The following is a 20,217-nucleotide window of genomic DNA, read 5'->3' as shown; positions in this document are numbered from 1 at the left end:
TCAGCTCGCCTTCACGTCGGCGCGCGACAGGTGGTCGCGATAGGTCGCGCGCAGCGCCGTCTTGAGCAGCTTGCCCGTCGCCGTGTGCGGAAGTTCGGGCACGACGATCACATCGTCAGGCAGCCACCAGCGCGCCACCCGGTTGGCGAGGAACTGGAGGATGTGCTCCTTGGCCGGCGCGGCGCCGGGCCGCGGCACGACCAACAGCAACGGACGCTCCTGCCACTTGGGATGCGGCACGCCGATCACGGCCGCCTCGCGGACCTCGGGATGGGCGACGGCGGCGTTCTCAAGGTCGATGGACGAGATCCACTCGCCACCAGACTTGATCACGTCCTTCGACCGATCGGTGATCTGCAGGAAGCCATCCGGCAGGATACGCGCCACGTCGCCCGTGGTGAACCAGCCGTCGGCGTCCACGGCGGGCTCGTCAGCCTTGAAATACTGGCGCAGCACCCAGGGCCCCCGCACCTGCAGCTCGCCGGTCGCGACGCCGTCGGCGGGCAGCTCACCTCCGGCCTCGTCGATGATCCGCAGCTCGACCCCGTAGATCGCCCGGCCCTGGCGGGCCTGGATGTCATAGCGCGCCTGGCGCTCCAGCTTGGCGTGCTCGGGCAGCGGCGTGCCGATCGTGGCGAGGGGGCTGGTCTCGGTCATGCCCCAAGCATGGATCACATAGACGCCGAGCAGCCAGTCGAACTTCTCGATCAGGGCCCGCGGCGCCGCCGAGCCGCCCACCAGCACGCGCTCCAGCGCCAGGCTGGACAGGTTCAGGCGTTCGCCATGGGCGGAGATGAAATCCAGGAACCCGAGCCAGACCGTCGGCACCCCCAGGGAGAAGGTGCAGGCCTCGTCGCGCAGCAGGTTGTAGAGGCTCTCGCCATCCAGGGCCGCGCCCGGCAGCACCAGCTTGGCCCCGCACATGGCCGCCGAGAACGGCACCCCCCAGGCGTTGACGTGGAACAGCGGCGTCACCAGCAGGACGCTGTCACGGCTGGACAGACCCATGCCGTCCGCCGCCGTGGCGCAGAAGGCGTGAAGCACCAGCGAACGATGGCTGTAGAGGACCCCCTTGGGCGACCCGGTGGTGCCGGAGGTGTAGCAGAGGATCGCGCCGTCGCGCTCGCCGACGGGCGTCCAGGGCGCATCGTCGGGCTGGGCGTCGATCAGGTCCTCGAAGCACATGAGGTTGGCCAGGCTGCTGTCCGGCATGGCGTCGCGCTCGCAAAGCAGCACGAAGCCCCGGATGGACGGAATCTGACCGGCGAACGGCTCCAGCAGGGCGACGAAGGCCGGGTCGAGGAACACGTAGCGGTTCTCGGCGTGCTCCAGGATGTAGGCGATCTGTTCGGGAAACAGCCGCGGATTGACGGTGTTCAGAACCGCCCCCGCCCCGGTCGCGCCGTAGTAGAGTTCCAGGTGGCGGGCGGAATTGACCGCGAGGCTCGCCACCCGCTCGCCGGGCTGCACGCCCAGGCCGCGCAAGGCCGCCGCCAGCCGCCGCGCCCGCCGAGCGACCGCCGCATAGGTGGAGCGCTCGATCCGGCCGGTCTCAGTCTTCGACACCACCTCGACGCCGCCGTGATAGCGCGCGGCGTAGTCAATCACCGAGGACAGCAACAGCGGCGTGTCCTGCATTAGGCCCAACATGCTTCCCCCGAGGAACGGACGTCGATCGAATTCGGGAAGGCTATCGGGGCCGGGCGCCAGTTGTGGCAGGCCGCCGGTCGAGGGCTCGGAATTCACATAGCTGATAATGGCGCACCCCGGCTCGCGCGGGGTTGTCGTTGCGGTCCCGTCGGCACAGGTTGGACTGGCGAACATCGAGGGTGATCAAGAGGCAGAGTGGCCTTCGGCGGCTCTGAACGATCCAGAATCCGAACGCCGCGGGTCACGCGGTGCTGCAGCAAGACAGCCGGATGGGGAGGTGCGAGATGGAAATGGCGAAGACACCGGCGTCCGCGCGCATGTTCCGCCTGGTCGTGCGCCTGGTGGACAGATGAACGCGCTCGCCCACACCCGCGCGCCGTTCCACGGCCGGACGCAGGAGCCCGAGGCCCTGCCGTTCGCGATCATCGAGATCCGCGCGAGCGTCGCCGTAATCCGCCTTGAGCTCCCCTCGCCTGGACTCTGGGACGCGCAGGAACAGCAGCTCTTCATCACCTCCCTCTTCGACCTGGGCGCGCGCGGTGACCTGACCGCGATTGTCGTTCAGGGCGCGGACGTGTTCGTCGAAGGGCCTGGCCCGACGACGCCGGACTTCCGCGCGGTTGTCGAGACTGTGGCCGGGTCGCGCCTGCCGGTGATCGCCGCCATCGCCGGTGACGCCATAGGCGTCGGGCTTGAGTTCGCCATCGCCTGCGCGGGGCGGGTCGCAGCGCGCGGCGCGCGCTTCAGCCTGCCGGACCTGCGGGCGGGACGCCTGCCCACGCACGGCGCGATCGAACGCCTGCCGCGACTGATCGGCATGACGCGCGCCAGCGACCTTCTGATTTTCGACGCGGCCCTGGACGCCGACGCGGCCCTCGAGGCCGGGCTGATCGACGTGATCGCCGAGCGCGACGTTATCGCCGCCGCGGTCGAGCTGGCGATTTCAGGGGCTGGCGGCGCGCGGGCCTGCCGCCCCGATGCGATCATTCCCGACAGCGACAGGGCTGACCTCTTCGGCGTCCGGCTGCGCGTGCGGCGCGAGGCGCCGGACCAGACCGCGCCGTCGGCCGCCCTGCAGGCCCTGGAAGCCGCCGCCCGCCTGCCCGTCCGACGGGCCATGTCCGACACGGCCAGGGCCGCGGACGCCCTCGCCAAGACCGACCAGGCCCAGGCCTTGGCCTACGCCGCGGCGGGCCGGGCCACCCTGGAGCGCTGGGGGTCGCAGGCCGCGCGCCAAATCCTGGCCCGCCGGCTGCGCTGGCCCCTGCTGCGCGAGGCCGTCCACCTGCTCGACGAGGGCGCGACGCCGTCCCAGGTCGACCGCTGCCTCATGGCGTTCGGCTTCAGCGAGGGACCGTTCGCGCTCTCCGACCGGCTGGGCATGGCCGCTCTGTTCGGCGTCGCCGCGGACGGGGCGATCCCCGCCGACCCCTGGCTCTGCTACTCCCCGACCCTGGACCTCATGTCCGACGCGCACCGGCATGGCGCGACGTCGCCGGGCTGGTATCGGCGTGCGGAAGCCTCCAGCCACCTCACCTTCGATCCCGAGGTGGCCCGCATCATCCAGGCGTCGGCCACGTTCCAGCGGATTTGCCGCCAGCCGATGCCAGACGACATGATCGCCGAGCGGTGCCTGCTGGCGGCGGTCAATGGCGCGGCCGAACTGCTGCAGGTCGAGGACAACCTCAGCGCCCCCCTGCTGGACGCGGTCTGGACGGTCATGCTGGGCTTCCCGGCCTGGAAAGGCGGCCCCCTGCTGCAGGCCAACCGCACCGGACTGGGTCAGGTGGTCGAGGGGCTGCGGAAGCTCCAGGCGCGCCGCAACACCGCCGGCGCGCCCTGCGAAATCATCCTGCGGTGCGCGGGGCGGGGCGAAGGGCTGGGCTGACCCCAGTCGCCGAATATCGCGCATGGATTATTCCGCACGCGCAGGGCGGTTGTGACCGCCGAAGCTCCGCGGGTCGCTAGGCTTCCCCCATCTTCCTCCCCGGAAGCCTGAGCGGGGGCCCGCGTCCACCGACACGGACTCCACATGCGCAGAACGCCGGCGTCCTCCTGGACGCCGGCGCCTTTTTCTTCGCGATGGGTGAGCGCCTCACGCCGGCGTCCTGAAATTCACATGGGCGATAAAGTCCCCATCGCCTCGTCGCGATCCGCCCTCGGTGTCTGCTCGGCCGATAACCGTCACGACACTTGCTGAGGGGAAGACCATGAGCGGACGATTGAGCGGGCGTTCGGCCCTGGTGACCGGCGCGTCGCGCGGACTGGGGCGCGCCACCGCCGAACTGCTGGCCGCCGAGGGCTGCGCCGTGGCGGTGGTCGACCTCAAGGCCCATTGGGCCGAGGCCACGGTCGAGGCGATCAGGTCCGCCGGCGGCCAGGCCGTCGCCATCGGCGCCGACGTCTCCGACCGGGCGGCGCTGGGCGACGCTCTCGAGGCGACGGCGGCGCAGTTCGGACGGCTGGACGTCCTGGTGAACAACGCCATGTGGAACCGCTACGAGCCCATCGCCGCGGTCACCGAGGAGACCATGGACCGCATGCTGGGGGTCGGGTTCAAGGCCGTGGTCTGGGGCATCCAGGCCGCCGCCCCGATCATGCAGCGCTCGGGCGGCGGATCGATCATCAACATCGCCTCGGTCTCCGCCCTGCTGGGGATCCCCAACGCCCTGCTCTACTGCGGTGTGAAGGCGGCGGTGGCGGGTCTGACCCGTTCGGCGGCCGCCGAGCTCGGCGCCGTGGGCGTGCGGGTAAACGCCATCGCGCCCTCCACCGTGGACACCGAAGGCGTGCGCGCCGTCGTCTCCGCCGAGAAGATGCAGTCGCGTATCGATCAGACCCCGATGCGCCGGCTGGGCACGCCCGACGACATCGCGCGCGCCGTGCGCTACCTGGCCTGCGAGGACTCAAGCTTCGTCACCGGCCAAGTGCTGACCGTCGACGGCGGACTGGCCACCTCGTTCTCGTGAGACCTAACGGCCGTTCGCCGCCGCGGGCTCAGGCCGCGCGGGCGGCGGCGAACTGCCGGCGATGCTCGGCCGCATTGCCGAAGGCCAGGTCGATCATCACAAGCCGCTTGAGGTAGTGGCCGATGGCCAACTCGTCGCTGAACCCCATGCCGCCGTGCAGCTGGACCGCCTGGCGCGCGACATAGAGGCTGGTCTGTCCCACTCGCGCCTTGGCCGCCGCGATCGTCTGGCGGCGCGCGGGATCGGATGAACTCACGGCGATGGTCGCCAAATAGGTCATCGAGCGCGCCTCCTCGCAGGCGATGGCCATGTCCACCGCGCGGTGCTGCAGGGCCTGGAACGAGCCGATGGCCTGGCCGAACTGCTTGCGTGTCTTGAGGTGCTGCAGGGTCTGCTCGTAGGCCGCCTCCATCGCGCCCACCGCCTCGGCCAGGCGGGCGACGATCGCCAGGTCCACCGCATGGCGCGCCAGGCCGAACCCCTGGCCGACCTCGCCGATCACGGCGCCGGCGGAGACCTCCACGCCATCCAGCGACAGGCTCGCATTGCGCCGATGATCCATGGCCCGGATGGCATGGACAGCCAGGCCCGGCGCGTCTCTGGCGACCAGGAACAGGGTGATCCCCGCTTCCTCGGCCCCCTCGCCGGACGTCCGCGCCGGCACGACGAACCAGTCGGCCTCGGCCCCGTCCAAGGCGTGGCTCTTCTCGCCCGTCAGGCGAAAGCCCGCCGCCGTGCGCTCGGCGCGCGTGGAGACCGCCGCCAGGTCGAAGCGACCGTCGGGTTCGGCGTCGGCCAGGGTCACCACTGCGGTTCCCGCCATCGCCGCGGCGATCAGTTCGGTGCGTTCGGACCCGGCCAGGCGCGGCAGCAGCGTCGGGGCGAACACCGTGCTGGCGACGAAGGGTTCCAGCATCAAGGCCCGGCCCACGCCCTCCATGATCACCATGGTGTCGACCGGCGAGCCGCCCAGGCCGCCGTCTTCCTCCGGCGCCGTCAGGGACAGCCAGCCGAGGTCGGCCATCTGCTTCCAGAGGCCGCGGTCGAAGCCCACGCCACGGCCGGTGCGGGCGCGCCAGGCGGAGAAGTCGTAGTGGTCGCGGGCGAAACGCTGGACGCTGTCCTGCAGCAGGCGCTGTTCGTCGGTAAGCTCGAAATTCATCGGTCGACGGCTCCTGCCTAGAGACCCAGCGCCCGGCGGGCGATGATGTTGCGTTGGATTTCGTTGGCGCCGCCGTAGATGCTGGTGACGCGCGAATAGAGCATGCCCATCATCGGCCAGGGCTCGGTCGGCGCCCCATTGCCGATCGGCCCGAAGGCCGCGGCGTCGTAGCCCATGGTCTCCACCCAGAACTCGGTGACCTCCTGCAGCAGCTCCGACCAGCGAACCTTGATCATCGAGGCGCGCGGGCCGGAGTCCTTGCCCGACGCCGCCTCGGCCATGGTCCGCATGACCATCCCCTCCAGGGCGATCACCTCGATCTCAAGCTGGGCCAGTCGGTCGGCGGTCACCGGGTCGTCGAGCAGCGCGCCTTGGCTCGTCCGGGCCTGGGCCGCCGCCGCCCGCGCGCCGCGCAGCTGCTGGCGAAGCCGCATTGTGGTGGCCGCGGTCACCCCGCGCTCGCGGTCCAGCAGGACCTTGCCGTAGCCCCAGCCCTGCCCTTCCTCGCCGATCAGGTTGGCCGCCGGAACCCGCACGTTATCCAGGAACACCTCGTTGGTGTGATGGATCTCGTCCATGGTGATGATCGGCCGGATGCTGACACCGGGCATGTCGATGTCGAGCAACAGCAGCGAGATCCCCGCCTGCTTGCGTCCCTCCGGATCGGTCCGGACCAGACAGAACATGCGGTTGGCGACCTGGGCGTAGCTCGTCCACATCTTTTGGCCGTCGACCACATAGCAGTCGCCGTCGCGCACGGCCCGCGTGCTCAGCGAGGCCAGGTCCGAACCCGCGTTCGGCTCCGAATATCCCTGGCACCACCAGTCGTCGCTGGAGAGGATGCGCGGCAGGTAGCGCGCCTTCTGCTCGGCGTTTCCGAAGGTGAAGATGATCGGGCCGATCAGTTCGAGGCCCTGGTGGTACTGCACCGGCGCGTCGGCCAACGACGCCTCGGACTCGAAGATGTAGAGCTGGGTCGGCGTCCAACCCGTGCCGCCGTACTCTTTCGGCCAGGACGGCGCGCCCCAGCCGCGCGCATGCAGCAGCTTCTGCCAGGCGACGAATTCATGCGGCTCCAGGCGCATGCCGGCGCGCACCCGGGCCTTGAAGGCGTCCGGCGTGTTCTCAGTGAAGAATGCGCGAACCTCGTCGCGAAAGGCCCGGTCGGCGGGGTCGAGGTCGAGATCCATGAGCGTCCTGTCGAACAGCATATGACTGCCTCCAGGTTCTAGGCGCAGCGGCGGCGGCGTCGCCGCGGCTGCGCCGGCGCGCGCCAAGATCGCCTATGAAATCTCGGCGCGCCGTCAGAGCCGGCAGCGTGTCTCGGCGATCCCCCGCGCGCCCAGCCCCTCGATGGCGAACAGCCGGCCGCCGGCCGGATGGTCCGTATTGAGCCGCCCGCCTGAATCGGAGATCGCCGTGACGTAGAGCACATCGAGGCTTTCGCCGCCGAAGGCCGGGCAGGACGGGAATGGGACCGGACAGTCGATCAGCCGCTCCAGATTTCCATCCGGCGTGATGCAGGCGATCTGGCCGGATTGGACGAGCGCCACCCACAGCCGGCCCTCGGCGTCGACGGTCGCCCCGTCGGGCGCCGAGTTGAGGGGCGCGGTGTCGATCAGTGTCTCGCGCGGCCCGACCTGGCCCGTCTCGAGATCGTAGGCATAGGTCCAGATGGCTTGGCGGAGGCTGTCGGCGAAATAGAGCCGGTCGCCGGAAGGGCTGAAGCAGATCGAGTTCGAAATTTCGACGCCGGTCTCAAGCACCTCGCAGGCCCCGCCCCGATCGAAGCGGTAGAGCCTGCCCTCCGGCCTCCCACCGTCCGCGTGGTGCTGCGAGCCCGTCAGGTAGCGACCGGCGCGGTCTGTCTTGCCGTCGTTCAGACGCTCTTCGGCCAGCATCGCCGCCGGCCTTGCGAGCGGCGTGAACACTCCGGCGGCGAGGTCGACACGGCAGACCTCGTGGCGCAGTCCGGCCACCAGCCGGCCCGTTTCGCCAAGCACGATGCTGCCGACCATGTCCGGCGCCGACAGCGAAGTCTGGTCGCCCGTCTCGGGATCGTAGGACCATATCGCCGGCGCGCGCGCATCCACCCAGAAGAGGCGTTTCAGCAGCGGGTCCCAGACCGGAGACTCTCCGAGCTGGCAGCGCTCGCGTCCGATGATCTCGATATGCGGCGCCATCCGACGATCAGGCCTCGACGGGGCTCTGCGACCGCTCGAACGAGAACCCCCGATAGCCGTCCGCGGTCACGGCCTCGCAGATCTCGCGATACTTGTTGAAGCCGCCGGAATAGAGGCTGAACACCCTCGGCTTGCCCGCGACATTGGCGCCGACGTACCAGGTGTTGGCCTTGGGCATCAGCGACTTCTCAGCCAGCGCGGAGATCGCATCCAACCATTGCGCTTCGGCCTCGACGGCAGCCTCGATCGTGGCGAGCTGATTGGCGCGCATGTGGTCGATGCATCCGGCGATCCAGTCCGTGTTCTGCTCGTCCAGTGTGACGATGTTGGCGAGCGCCGCCGGGCCATTGGCGCCGCAGATCATGAACAGGTTCGGGAAGCCTTCCATGGCCAGGCCCAGATAGGACCGCGCGCCGTCGCGCCATTTGTCCTTCAGGCTGCGCCCGCCCCGGCCCCTGATGTCGACGGCCAGCATGGCACCCGTCAGCCCGTCATAGCCGGTGGCCATGATGAGCACGTCGAGCTCGATCTCCCGAGCCTCTGTCTGCACGCCCCGCTCCGTGAGGCGCACGATGGGATCGTCGAGCAGGTCCACGAGATGGACGTTCGGCTGATTGAAGGCCTCGTAGTAGTTGGTGTCCAGGCAAGGACGGCGGGCGAAGATCGGATAGCCGCGCGGCTTCAGCCGTTCGGCGGTGTCGGGATCCTTGACGACCTCGCCGATCTTGCCGCGGACGAACTCCGCCACGATCTCGTTGGCCTCCGCATTGGTCAGCAGGTCGGAGAAAGTGCCCAGGAACGCCAATCCGCCGCGCGCCCAGGAATCCTCCATGAGCTCCAGACGTTCCTGCGGCGTCACGCTGAACAGCGGACGGCTGGAAATGGGTCGGACCCCGCCGATCGTGGTGTTCCGCGCCGAGGCCCGAAGAGCGGGGTAATGCCGTTTAACCTGGGCGACGTACTCGGCGTCCAGCGGCTTGTTCCTCATGGGCATGCTGAAGCTGGGCGTGCGCTGGAACACGAAGAGCTCATCGGCCTCTTCGGCGACGACCGGGACGATCTGGATGCCCGTCGAGCCGGTGCCCACGACGCCGACCCGCTTGCCGGCGAAGCTCACCGGCGCGTGCGGCCACCTGGCGGCATAGTAGATCTCGCCCTTGAAGTCCTCCGCCCCCTCGAAGCCGACCTCCTTGGGGATGGAGAGCGGACCGGTGGCCATGATGCAGTAGGTCGCCTCGATCACCTCGCCGCGATCGGTCCTGGCGACCCATAGGCGACGGGCGTCGTCGAACTCGGCGCTCTCGACCCGGGTGTTGAACTGGAAGGCCCTTCGGAGGTCGAGCCGGTCGGCGGCGAAATTGGCGTAGGCGAGGATCTCCGGCTGGGCCGCGAACTGCTCGGACCAGGTCCACTCCTGTTGGATCTCCTCGGAGAACGAATAGCTGTAGTCGATGCTCATCAGATCGCAGCGCGCGCCGGGATAGCGGTTCCAGTACCAGACCCCGCCCACGCCGCCGCCGGCTTCGATCCCCTGCACGGAGAGGCCCATGCCGCGCAGGCGATGGAGCATGCACATGCCCCCGAAACCTGCGCCGATCACCAGGGCGTCCACCTGCGTCGTGCGACCGCTCTTGCCGCTGGACTGCATCAGGTTGCCGTCGCTCATCTGTCCCTCATCCCTGTCCGATGGTGCCGATGATCCGTGCTAGCAGGGCGCAGCGGCGGGTCAGGGGATCGGGGATGAGGCGCCCCAAACATCACATCCGTGTCGGTTGTGAACCAGGCCTGCGGCCCGCGCTTCGAGAGAGAAGCTAGGAGCCCGGCGGGCGCCGGCGGGATGCGCAACCCTCCGCGGTTCGAGGATGGAAGGCCCGTGCGTCGGGGATAAGCTCCAGACGATCAACCGGGCGGGGACGTCACATGACTGTAGGTCAAACACCATCGCTTCGGCGGCGGCTCCACGCGCAACTGGACCCGCGGGCGCGCAGGGCCAAGGGGCTGTCGCCGCTCAATCGCGTGCTGATGGTCCTGATCCTGCTCGCCACGGGGCTGGCCATTGTCGAGACCGAGCCTGCTCTCGCCGGCGCCTACGGAGGAGCCTTCGTCCTCGCCGAAGTCTCGCTTGGGCTGCTCTTCAGCCTGGAATACGCCCTGCGACTCTGGACGGCGCCTGAGCGGAACCTCAAGGTCCGCCCCTGGCGCGAACGGCTTCGGTTCGTATTCTCACCGGCGGCGATCGCGGACCTGATCGCGATCCTGGCCTCGCTCGCGGTGTTCGGCGGTTCGAGCGCCATGCTGCTGCGCCTGATCCGGGTCGGACGGATCCTCCGCCTGGCCAAGCTCGGCCGAATGTCGCGGGCCTTCGACCACATGGTCGAGGCGGTCACGACGCGGCGCGACGAGCTGCTACTCAGTCCCGCGGCGGGGTTCTTCCTGATGATCGTCGCGGCGACCGCGCTCTACCTGGCCGAGGGCGCCATCCAGCCCGACAAGTTCGGCAGCATCCCGCGCGCCCTATGGTGGTCGGTCGCGACCATGACGACGATCGGATACGGCGACGTCTATCCGGTCACCGTGCTCGGCAAGGTGCTGGCCGCTGTCACCGCCATCTTCAGCATTGGCTTCATCGCCATGCCCACCGGCATCCTCGCCGCGTCGTTCAGCGACGCCATGCAGCGCCACCGCAGCGCGCTGCAAGAGGCGGCGGCCGATGATCCCGCGCTCTAAGCTCGAAGTCGTCACCTGACATTGTTTTAGATCTATATTGTGCAATTCATTATTTTCTGGATATATTTTTGTAGCATCCAGGAGGACCCGCCATGGACCGAGACGCCCAGCAGACCGCATGGCGCGACGACGGCTTCTTCGTGCTCAGGGGGCTGGTGTCGCCCGACGAGGCTAAGGCCTGCGAGGACGAGGTCATCGACCGCATCCGTGCCGATCCGCCCGAGCGCCACGCCGGCGAGATCGCCTACATGTCGGGACCCAACTACCTGATCTATCCGGAGACCGAGCCCTCGCGGGGCGCGGCGAACCCGGAAGATCGGGTCTCCAAGGTGTTCAACTGCCATGTGGAGGGCGCCGCGCGGGCCATCGCCGAACGCCAGGCCATCGTCGACGTGGTCGAGAGCTTGCTGGGACCCGACCTGGACTGCTTCCAGAGCCAGTTCATCTTCAAGAACCCCGGCGTCATCGGCCAGCCCTGGCATCAGGACAGCTACTATTTCCGGTTCGACCGCCAGCCGCAAATCGGGGTGTGGGTGGCGCTGTCGCGCGCGACCCTGGAGAACGGCTGCCTCTGGGTGCTGCCGGGTTCCCACAAGGGCGAGATCCACGAGCATGTGCCCGATCGCCGTCCCGCCGCCAATCGCGGCTATCTGGAGATCGTCGGCGAGGACACCTCGCCCAGGATCCCCTCGCTGATGGAACCCGGCGACGTGCTCTTCTTCCACAGCTACCTGATGCACATGTCGACCGACAATGTGGCCGACGAGCGCCGCGCGGCGATGGTCTACCACTATGGCCGCGCCGGAACCCAGGCGGAGACTCCGGCCGCCGCGGCCCAGCTCTCCCGCGTGAACCGCTGGCTTCCCGTCCGCCGCCGCGCAGCCTGAACGCGCCGGGGAAATAAAATCGACAAAATATTACGTTGACGACCATATTCGATCTATTTTAGGGTCGCATTATTGATCCACGGAGACTGCGCATGACCTTGCCCGCCAGCGCGCCGCATACGGCGCCGCGACCGCACCCGCTCAACGCCGGTTTCAAGTGGCAGGACGCGCGGACCGAGGGCCTGCGTCGCGTGGCCCGCGAGCAGGCGGAGCAGTTCAACACCCTGGGCTATTTCAAGCAGGAGAAGGCCTTCACGGCCGCCGAGCTCGCCGCCGTGACGGCGGCGATCGATCCGCTGGAGGCCGAACACGAACGCCGGGTGCGCGCCCAGGGCGGCAGCCTTCGCCTGTCCTCGTTGGATGCGATCACCTTCACCACCCACATCGTCAAGGAATCTCCGGTGCTGAAGGCCTTCGCCAAGCACCAGGTCTACAAGGACATCTGCCACGACCTGATCGGCGACGATGCACGCCTCTACTGGGACCAGTCGGTCTACAAGAAGAGTGGCAAGCCGCAGGAATTCCCCTGGCACCAGGACAATGGCTACACCTTCGTGCGGCCCCAGCAGTACGTCACCTGCTGGACGCCCCTGGTGGATGTCGACGAGGAGAACGGCTGCCCCTGGATGGCGCCGGGCCTGCACAAGCTGGGCACCCTCGCCCACTGGCTGACGCCGATCGGGAAGAAATGCCTGGAGGACGTGCCCGACGCCGTGGCCGTGCCGGCCAAGGCCGGCGACGTGATCGTCTTCTCGTCCCTGGCGCCCCACCGCACCGGTCCGAACCTGAAGGCCGACACGGTGCGCAAGGCCTATATCCTCCAGTACGCCCCGGACGGCGCCCTGGCCTATCCGGACGACGGCCGGGTGGTCGAGCAGGACGATCCCGACCGGCAGTTCAAGATCCTCGAAGGCGGCCGCTAGAGCCGCGAGCCTTAGGGAGGCGCGGATGAGCACCGAGATCGACACACGGCAGGTCGAGGCCTTCCGGCGCGACGGCTTCGTCCACGCGCCCGGCCTGCTGAGCGCCGCCGAGATCGCCGAATACGGCGCGGCGGTCGATGCGGCGGTGGCCCGCCGCAAGGCCCGCGACACCCGGACCCTGGACGAGAAGACCCCCTACGAGCAGTCGTTCATCCAGTGCCAGTACATCTGGGAGGACTTCCCGGATGTGCGGCCTCTGACCTTCAATCCCAAGGTCTGCGGCTTGGCCGCGGCCTTGATCGGCGCCCCGCGGCTTCGCCTGTGGCACGACCAGGCGCTCTACAAGGAGGCCGGCGGTCGCGAGACCGAGGCCCATACCGACCATCCCTACTGGCCGATCGCCGGGCGCGACAACACGCTGACGGCCTGGATCCCTCTTCAGGCCGTCGATCTGGACATCGGCTGCATGGGCTATGTGCCGGGCAGCCACAACGACGAGGCCGCCTTCATCGACATCTTCACCGCTCCCGGCGCCGGCAAGGCGCTGGAGGCGCGCTATGCCGACACCCCGGCGCGGTTCGTGCCCTGCGCGCCGGGCGACGTGATCTTCCACCACGGCCACACCGTCCACATGGCCAAGCCCAACCGCTCGGACCGCACGCGTAGGGTCTATACGGCGATCTATTTCGCCGACGGCGCGCGCCGGGGCGGCGATCGCGCCCACCCCTCCGTCGACCGCGACGCGATCGCCGACGACGCCGTGATCGACGGGGCGGCGACCCCGCTTGCCTGGCCGCTGCCGGAAGGCCGCCTGCCGACGCCCGCGCCCTGGCCCGAGATGACCGGCAGGCGCGCCCAGCACGCCAAGCTCCTGGGCATCGTGCCGGACACCGCCGCCTGAGCCCTTCCAAGCCTTCAAGGCAATCCCATGCCCCTGCCCCCGTCCGCCGCCAGGGCGACCTCTTCGTGGACGCCCATGGCCGGCAGGTCACCCTGCGCGGTGTCAATCTCGGCGGCGACTGCAAGGTCCCCTATCTGGACGGCGGGACCAACTTCCCCTCGGATTTCGCCGACCATCGCGACGTCTCCTTCGTCGGCCGCCCCTTCCCGCTCGCCGAGGCCGACGAGCACCTCGGCCGGCTGAAACACTGGGGCTTCAACGTCGTGCGGCTGCTGACCACCTGGGAGGCGGTCGAGCACCGCGGGCCGGGGCTCTACGACGCCGACTATCTGGACTTCCTGGCCGAGGTCTGCCGCAAGGCCGGCGAGCACGGCCAGTACGTATTTGTCGACTTCCACCAGGACGTCTGGAGCCGGATGACCGGCGGCGACGGCGCGCCAGGCTGGTGCTTCGAGGCGGTGGGGCTGGACTTCACCAAGTTCCACGCCGCCGACGCCGCCCATGTGATGCAGCGCAAGTTCGACTACGGCGATCCGTCCGGACGCCAGGCCGCCTATCCGCAGATGAGCTGGGGCTCCAACTACCGGCTGCCGGCCAATGGGATCATGTGGAGCCTGTTCTGGGGCGGGCGGCTGTTCACCCCGGACTTCATGATCGAAGGCGAGAACGTCCAGGCCTTCCTGCAGAACCGCTATCTGGGCTGCCTGGACCAGGTGGCGCGCCGGATCGCCCACCTGCCCCATGTGCTGGGCTTCGACACGCTCAACGAACCCGGCGTCGGCTATTTCGGCGAACCGCTCAGCTATCGCCATCTGGGGCCGAGCGAGATCAACCCCGCCCGCGCCCGGCCCGGCGCGGCCCTGTCGCCGCTGGACGCGCTCGCCATGGCCCGCGGGCTCACGGTCGAGGTCCCGGTCCTGAAGCGCAATCCGGAGACCAGCATCGCCGAGCCCGCCGGCCAGCGGACCCTGAATCCCGACGGAATCTCGATCTGGATGGCCGACTGCCCGTTCGAGCGGGCCGGCGCCTATGCCGTCGAGGGCGGTCGCGCCAGGCCTCTGCGGGAGGATTTCTTCCAGCTGGCCCAGGAGGGGCCCATCAACATCTCCGACGACGGCTTCGGGCCGCTGTTCCACGAGGTGGCGCGGGTCACCCGCACGCACGAGCCGACCTGGCCGATCTTCGCGGAACTGGACGCCTTCGGCGCCGCGGCCGGCCGCCCCTTCCCCACGCCCATGCCGGAGAATTCGGTCAACGCCAGCCACTGGTACGACGCCACCACCCTCTATCTGAAGAGCTTCGACCCCACGAACCACTACGACTTCGTGACCGGGACGCCGGAGCGGGATCCCGACACCATCCGTGGCCGCTATGTCCGCCAGCTGGCCGGGCGCCAATCGTACAGGGAAGCGTTCCCCGGCGGTGCGCCCAGCCTGATCGGCGAGTTCGGCATCCCCTACGACCTCGACGACGGCGCGGCCTACGAACTCTACGCCCAGGGGCGCAGGGACGAGGCGATCTGGGCCAAGCACACCGCCGCGCTCGGCCTGATGTACGACGCCCTGGACGAACTGGGCCTGCACTCCACCCAGTGGAACTACACCGCCTCCAACCGCAACGACCTGCGCATCGGCGACGGTTGGAACCAGGAGGACCTGTCGATCTTCTCCCGCGACCAGCAGGAGGATCCGGCCGATCCCGACAGCGGCGGTCGCGCCATCGACGGCTTCTGCCGGCCGTTCGCCCACGCGGTGCAGGGTCGGCTGACGCGGCTGAGGTTCGATCGCGCCGCGCGTCGCCTAGAGATCGACTACCAGGCAGATCCGACGATCTCGGCGGCGACCGAGATCTATGTGCCCGCGCGCCAGTTTCCAAAGGGCTTCGTGACTAGGGTCGAAGGGGTCTCCTCGAACCTGGACATCGCGCCGGACGCTCAGCGGGTGCGGATCACCGCTCTCGACGCCGGCCCGGTCCGGGTGGTCATCCAGGGGCGCTAGGCGCGGCGGCGGCCCAGCATTCGCGCGCCACCTGCAGCAGGAACAACGACTCCGTCCAGCGGTCGCTCTCCTCGCGCAGGACGCCGTCGGGTCCGAGGACCATCTTCGGATAGAAGGCCCGGGCCGGCAGCAGTTCGGGATGGACGGCGAAATAGTCGCCCGGCGCCGCGGAGGCCAGATAGCTCTCGAACACCGCCGTCCACATGCGCCGGTAATAGTCCAGGTGCCGCTGTTCGGCCGGGTCGCTGGCCGTCACCTGGCCGAAGGCGTTGGACGAGATGCGTAAGTGCATGAAGCGAGTGCGTTCGAAGATCGGACGCAGCTTCTCGAACTTCATCTCCATGTCGCCATAGGTCATCTCGTGGCCGATGTACCAGTGGGCGAAGTCGCCGTTGAAGCGCATTTCCGGAAAGCGTTCGACCAGGTCGAGGGTGCGCTTGATGTCCTGGGTCATCGTCGCGCGATGGGTCTCCAGATAGATCGGATGGCGCTCCTGCTCGGCGATCTCCAGCAGGGCTTCGCCCAGCCGGAAGAGCTCGTCGTCGGTCTCCAGCCCCGTGCCGAGATGGACCGTGGTGCAGTCGCAGCCGGCGTCGCGCCACCTGATCGCGGCGGCGCGCAACTGGTGTTCTTCGAAGGCGCGCGCCATGCCGGTCGGCCGCAGGCCGTGGGCCAAGGCCAGGGCCGGCTGCAGGGTCTGGATCGCCTCGTAGCCGGCCGCCTTCAAGGCCGCATAGACCATCTCGTCCGAACCGCGCGGGCCCGCCGACCATTCCGGCAGTTCGGCCAGGGTGACGAAGCTGACCCCGGCCAGCAGGCGCGGGGCCCGGCCCGAGCCGTCATTGGTGTTGGGGGGCGCCGCGGCCATCATCCGGCCTCCGGAGCGAGCGGCCGTCGCAGGGCCAGTTCGCCGACGATCGCCTCATGGCTCCCCCGCCGCAGGGGATAGAACAGCATGGCGACCCCGCCCAGGATCAGGCCGGCGGCCGGGAAGACCACCATGATGGTCTTCATGCCCGCCAGGGTGTCGGCGCTCTGTTCCAGGTTCGGCTGGTAGCCGACGAGATCCAGGGCCAGGCCGAACAGGCCCGCGCCGACCCCCAAGGCCACCTTCAGGAAGAACTGGCCCAAGCCGAAGACGAAGGATTCCGTGCGCACGCCGCTGACCCATTCGCCGTATTCCACAGTGTCGGGCAGCATCGACCAGAAGGTCATAGCCAGGCCCAGGGAGGCGATCTGCATCCACAGCAGGAAGGCGATCATGACCGCTGGCGAGCGGACCTCGCCGATCCCGAAGGCCGCGAGCCCCGCCAGACCCCAGGCGGTAGCGATCAGCCAGGCGTTCCGCTTGCCCGTGAACCGGGTGACCACCAGCCAGAAGGGCACGATCAGCAGGCCCGACGCCGCACCCAGCGAGAGCGCCGTCCGCGCCGCCGCTTCGGCGTGCAGGTAGTATTTGAAATAATAGAGCACCGACTTGCCCAGCGCCGTGGAGCAGACCACCGCCGAACCGATGCCGGCCATGACGATCCAGAACGCCCGGTTGCCGCGAAGCGCTCGCCAGTAGTCGGCCATCCGCATGGGCGGGCCTTGCTCGGCCGCCTCCGCCGGCTCGCGCGTGGAGAAGAAAACGATCGGGAAGATCACCGTGGCCACCAAGGCCAGCACGGCCGCGGCGGCGAGATAGCCGCGCGCCGGATCCCCTGCCCCGAACCGCGCCACCATGGGCTGGGTCGAGAGCGCCACGGTCAGGCCCGCCAGGGTGGCGAACATCATCCGCAGGCCGGCCAGGGTCGAGCGCTCGCTGGAGCTACGGGTGATCCGCGCGTTCAGCGAGGTGTAGGGGATCGACAGCATCGCGTAGCAAGAGCGGAAGATCATGTGCCCGCCCAGCATCCAGGCGACCAGGCCCCACCCCTCGAACGGCGGGCGGTAATAGAGCAGGCAGAAGGTCAGCCCCAGGGGGATCGCGCCGAGAAGCAGATAGGGCCGGTAGCGTCCGAACCGCGTCCGGGTGCGGTCGGCGAAGGCGCCGATGACCGGATCGATCGCTCCGTCCCAGATCGAGGCGATCATGTAGATCAGCCCGGCCGTGGCCGCCGGCAGGCCCACGGCGTCGGTGTAGAAGAACAGCAGGAACAGCGACACGCTCTGCCAATAGAGATTGCAGGCGTAGTCCCCAGCCGCGAAGCCGACCCGGCGGCCCCAACTCAGCGACGCATCGCGATCCAAGATCATCCCCCCAGGCCGCGCATCGCCCTGGATCGACAATATCTAGAATCGAAGGATTGGCAATTTCCGATCTATTTCCTCGACGCCTTTTTGTCGGCGTCCGCCAGGCGGGGACGGCCGCGCGGACGAGTGGCCTCTCCCGAGGGCTTGGCGGCCCGGCGCGCCTTGCGTGAGCTCTCGCCGCGCTGTTTGAGAGCCGCCACGACCGAGTCCCGCACTGGACGCGCCAGGGCGCCCGACTCATCGAGCAGGGCTTGGACCCGGGCGGCGTCCCGGGCGATCAGGGCCTCCACCATCCGCTGGCTCTCGGCGGCGTGGTCGCGTTCCAGGTCGGTGCTCAGGTCGGCGAACAACAGTCCGTAGCGCTCGGCCCGCGCGCCGACATTGCGGAACAGCCTGACCAGCAGCGGCGAGCCGCAGCCGTTGACCAGCTCGCCCTGCAGGTCGCCATAGGCCCGCTGCCACAGCTCCCGGACCTCCGGATCCTGATCGGCCGGAACCGGGCGCACCTTCATGGTGCGGTGCAACTGGACCACCACCCGCTCCTCCCAGGCGTCGTCGCCGCGCTCCATGGCCAGGTCCAGGGCCAGCATGCGGAGCCGCTGATAGACCAGCAGGGTGTCGTTATAGTCCTCCACCGAGACCGGGGCGACGCGATGGCCCTTCTGGTGTTCGTGGACGATTAGGCCGGTGGCCGACAGCCGATTGATCGCCTCGCGGATCGGGGTGTGCCCCACCCCGTAGAATTCACTGAGCTGCTCGACCTTCAGCCTCTCAAGGGGCTCGAACACCCCGCGCACGATGTCGCGCCGCAGCCAGAAGACCACCGCTTCGGTGGGGCTCTTGCGCGGGTCGCCGGGAAACACCACGCCGGGCGCGGTGAAGGTGGCGACGGAGGGGACCTGGGTCGGCACGCGGGATGGATCCTGCTGAATCGGAAACGGAATATTCCCTACAGCCTAGATCGGTTCCGACGTTCAGGGAAACCGCCTCAAGGCTTTGGCCAGCTGACCTCGATATAGTCCAGGCGCGCGGCGCTGCGTCCGGCCAGCGGCGCGGCGCCGGCCGCCGTGAAGTTCAGCAGGGTGTCGGCCTTGGACTGGTAGGCCGGCCAGGATGGCAGGCCCGCGCCGTTGGGGTCACCGTGCCCGGCGAAAGCCGTCCAATACCGGCTGACGACGGCGGACATGGCGCGGTCCTGCGCGCTCGCCTTGGGATCAACCTGGCCCACGGCGTCGAACACATAGGCGATCTCGGTGGCGTGGCCGGCGCCGGGGGTCGTGGCCCGCTTGGCCTCGGCCACATAATCGAACTGGTAGAGGAAGATGGGGTGTCCGGCCCTGGCGTGGGCGCGCGCCAGGAAGCGGGCCGGCTCGACGAAGACAAGGTCGCTTAGGAAGTTCGAAGCCAGTCCGCCGTCACCGCCGTCGGGGTCATAGATCTTGCGCAGGCCCGCCTCGGCCGGACCGAACCGGGCCGCGGCCTGCTTGGCCCAGCCGCCGGTCACCGCCTTGGCCCCGGCAAGCTCGGCGCTGTTGAAGCCGATGATGAGTGGAACCGGCGCCTGCTCGCCCCACGCGAAGATGGCGGCGGGATCGCCGGTCACCACCTGCCCGTCGATCATGAGGCCCGCATAGTCGTCGCGATTGCGGTTGTTGAAGAAGGCCAGGTCGCCCAGCACCTTCTCCGCCGGCAGGGCGCGCAGGGCCGCGGCGTCGGGCGCCTTCAGTCCCGCCTTTTCGGCGAAGGCCATTCCCGCGGCGTGACCCGCCGGGGCGTCGGCGCTCGGCGTCTCAAGGCTGGCCATCTCGTCGCGACCACCCCCTGACTCCACGATCGCCTTGTGGAATAACCCGCGCGCGGCGGGCGAGCCCATCAGGGCCAGCACCGATCCGCCCCCGGCCGACTCTCCGAACACCGTGACATTGGTCGGGTCGCCACCGAAGGCCGCGATATTGCGCTTCACCCATTGCAGGGCCGCGATCTGGTCCATGATCGCGTAGTTCCCTGTCGGCTCGCCGGGGCGGGCCAGGGCCGGGTGGGCGAAGAAGCCGAAGCGTCCCAGTCGGTAGTTCAGGGTCACCACCACCACACCCTGGCGGGACAGGGCCGCGCCGTCGGAGACCGCCATCGCCCCCGAGCCGATGGTGAATCCGCCGCCATGGATCCAGACCATCACCGGCCGGCCCTTGGCCTTGGCCGGCGCCCAAACGTTCAGATAGAGGCAATCCTCGCTCCTCGGCTGGCCCGAGCCGGGGTCGATGAAGGTCGGCAGCGGATGCTGCAGGCAATCGGATCCGAACCGGCTGGCGTCGCGAGGCGCGGTCCAGCCCGGCGCAGGCTGGGGCGGACGCCAGCGCAGGTCGCCGACCGGAGGCGCCGCATAGGGAACGCCGAGGAAGGCCGCCACGCCACCGGCGGAGCGGCCCTCTAGCGGCCCGCTGTTCGCCGCGGCCCTGGTGGGTTCGCCGGCCAGCGGAGGTCGCGGCGCGGCCTGGGCGCATCCGGCCAGGCCGAGGCTGAGGGCGAGGGCGACACCGAGGAAGCGCATGCAGATCACCTTGCCGAAAAAGGGGGACGCCGGTC

At 69.0% G+C, this 20,217-nt stretch carries 16 protein-coding genes; 7 read left to right on the top strand and 9 right to left on the bottom strand.

Annotation, left to right across the window (positions count from 1 at the left end):
• Positions 1 to 1,650, bottom strand: coding sequence for a long-chain fatty acid--CoA ligase (locus Q8Q88_RS01690; RefSeq protein WP_305673466.1), 1,650 nt, complete (start codon positions 1,648 to 1,650; stop codon positions 1 to 3).
• Positions 1,651 to 1,999: 349 nt separating this feature from the next.
• On the opposite strand from Q8Q88_RS01690, the gene Q8Q88_RS01685 reads away from it, so the two are divergent.
• Both Q8Q88_RS01685 and Q8Q88_RS01680 read left to right on the top strand, forming a co-directional pair.
• Positions 2,000 to 3,538, top strand: coding sequence for an enoyl-CoA hydratase/isomerase family protein (locus tag Q8Q88_RS01685; protein WP_305673465.1), 1,539 nt, complete (start codon positions 2,000 to 2,002; stop codon positions 3,536 to 3,538).
• A 322-nt stretch (positions 3,539 to 3,860) separates the two neighbouring features.
• Complete coding sequence (locus tag Q8Q88_RS01680) at positions 3,861 to 4,619, top strand: SDR family NAD(P)-dependent oxidoreductase (RefSeq protein WP_305673464.1); 759 nt, start codon at positions 3,861 to 3,863, stop codon at positions 4,617 to 4,619.
• Between the two features lie 28 nt (positions 4,620 to 4,647).
• On the opposite strand, the gene Q8Q88_RS01675 is transcribed toward Q8Q88_RS01680, so the two are convergent.
• The 4 genes from Q8Q88_RS01675 to Q8Q88_RS01660 all read right to left on the bottom strand — a co-directional run bounded on the left by Q8Q88_RS01675 (position 4,648) and on the right by Q8Q88_RS01660 (position 9,630).
• Positions 4,648 to 5,781, bottom strand: a complete 1,134-nt coding sequence (locus Q8Q88_RS01675; protein WP_305673463.1) for an acyl-CoA dehydrogenase family protein — start codon at positions 5,779 to 5,781, stop codon at positions 4,648 to 4,650.
• Positions 5,782 to 5,798: 17 nt separating this feature from the next.
• Positions 5,799 to 6,971, bottom strand: a complete 1,173-nt coding sequence (locus tag Q8Q88_RS01670; RefSeq protein ID WP_305673520.1) for an acyl-CoA dehydrogenase family protein — start codon at positions 6,969 to 6,971, stop codon at positions 5,799 to 5,801.
• A 114-nt stretch (positions 6,972 to 7,085) separates the two neighbouring features.
• The gene (locus Q8Q88_RS01665; RefSeq protein WP_305673462.1) at positions 7,086 to 7,964 is read right to left on the bottom strand and encodes an SMP-30/gluconolactonase/LRE family protein; all 879 of its coding nucleotides are present in this window, start codon (positions 7,962 to 7,964) and stop codon (positions 7,086 to 7,088) included.
• Between the two features lie 7 nt (positions 7,965 to 7,971).
• A complete protein-coding gene (locus tag Q8Q88_RS01660; protein ID WP_305673461.1) occupies positions 7,972 to 9,630 on the bottom strand; it encodes an NAD(P)/FAD-dependent oxidoreductase in 1,659 nt (552 codons plus the stop codon).
• A 254-nt stretch (positions 9,631 to 9,884) separates the two neighbouring features.
• Between Q8Q88_RS01660 and Q8Q88_RS01655 the strand changes: the two genes are divergently transcribed.
• The 5 genes from Q8Q88_RS01655 (at position 9,885) to Q8Q88_RS01635 (ending at position 15,399) form a co-directional block, all read left to right on the top strand.
• Positions 9,885 to 10,691, top strand: coding sequence for an ion transporter (locus tag Q8Q88_RS01655; RefSeq protein WP_305673460.1), 807 nt, complete (start codon positions 9,885 to 9,887; stop codon positions 10,689 to 10,691).
• Between the two features lie 92 nt (positions 10,692 to 10,783).
• Positions 10,784 to 11,578, top strand: coding sequence for a phytanoyl-CoA dioxygenase family protein (locus Q8Q88_RS01650; RefSeq protein WP_305673459.1), 795 nt, complete (start codon positions 10,784 to 10,786; stop codon positions 11,576 to 11,578).
• A 92-nt stretch (positions 11,579 to 11,670) separates the two neighbouring features.
• Positions 11,671 to 12,501 carry a phytanoyl-CoA dioxygenase family protein gene (locus tag Q8Q88_RS01645; protein ID WP_305673458.1) on the top strand — a complete coding sequence of 277 codons (831 nt, stop codon included), beginning with the start codon at positions 11,671 to 11,673 and terminating at the stop codon, positions 12,499 to 12,501.
• Between the two features lie 25 nt (positions 12,502 to 12,526).
• A complete protein-coding gene (locus Q8Q88_RS01640; protein ID WP_305673457.1) occupies positions 12,527 to 13,402 on the top strand; it encodes a phytanoyl-CoA dioxygenase family protein in 876 nt (291 codons plus the stop codon).
• A 65-nt stretch (positions 13,403 to 13,467) separates the two neighbouring features.
• A complete protein-coding gene (locus Q8Q88_RS01635; protein WP_305673456.1) occupies positions 13,468 to 15,399 on the top strand; it encodes a cellulase family glycosylhydrolase in 1,932 nt (643 codons plus the stop codon).
• On the opposite strand, the gene Q8Q88_RS01630 is transcribed toward Q8Q88_RS01635, so the two are convergent.
• The 4 genes from Q8Q88_RS01630 to Q8Q88_RS01615 all read right to left on the bottom strand — a co-directional run bounded on the left by Q8Q88_RS01630 (position 15,383) and on the right by Q8Q88_RS01615 (position 20,182).
• The gene (locus Q8Q88_RS01630) at positions 15,383 to 16,267 is read right to left on the bottom strand and encodes a hypothetical protein (protein WP_305673455.1); all 885 of its coding nucleotides are present in this window, start codon (positions 16,265 to 16,267) and stop codon (positions 15,383 to 15,385) included. The two genes, Q8Q88_RS01635 and Q8Q88_RS01630, sit on opposite strands and share 17 nt — an antisense overlap.
• On the bottom strand, positions 16,267 to 17,631 hold the full coding sequence (locus tag Q8Q88_RS01625) for an MFS transporter (RefSeq protein ID WP_305673454.1): 1,365 nt from the start codon (positions 17,629 to 17,631) through the stop codon (positions 16,267 to 16,269). The genes Q8Q88_RS01630 and Q8Q88_RS01625 overlap by 1 nt, the downstream gene beginning before the upstream one ends.
• A 71-nt stretch (positions 17,632 to 17,702) precedes the next feature.
• Complete coding sequence (locus Q8Q88_RS01620; RefSeq protein ID WP_305673453.1) at positions 17,703 to 18,545, bottom strand: GntR family transcriptional regulator; 843 nt, start codon at positions 18,543 to 18,545, stop codon at positions 17,703 to 17,705.
• A 77-nt stretch (positions 18,546 to 18,622) separates the two neighbouring features.
• Positions 18,623 to 20,182 carry a carboxylesterase/lipase family protein gene (locus tag Q8Q88_RS01615; RefSeq protein ID WP_305673452.1) on the bottom strand — a complete coding sequence of 520 codons (1,560 nt, stop codon included), beginning with the start codon at positions 20,180 to 20,182 and terminating at the stop codon, positions 18,623 to 18,625.
• Positions 20,183 to 20,217: the final 35 nt, after the last annotated feature.

It is taken from the genome of Phenylobacterium sp. (assembly GCF_030697925.1).
Classification (GTDB): domain Bacteria; phylum Pseudomonadota; class Alphaproteobacteria; order Caulobacterales; family Caulobacteraceae; genus Phenylobacterium.
This window is presented reverse-complemented; position numbering and strand designations above follow the sequence as displayed.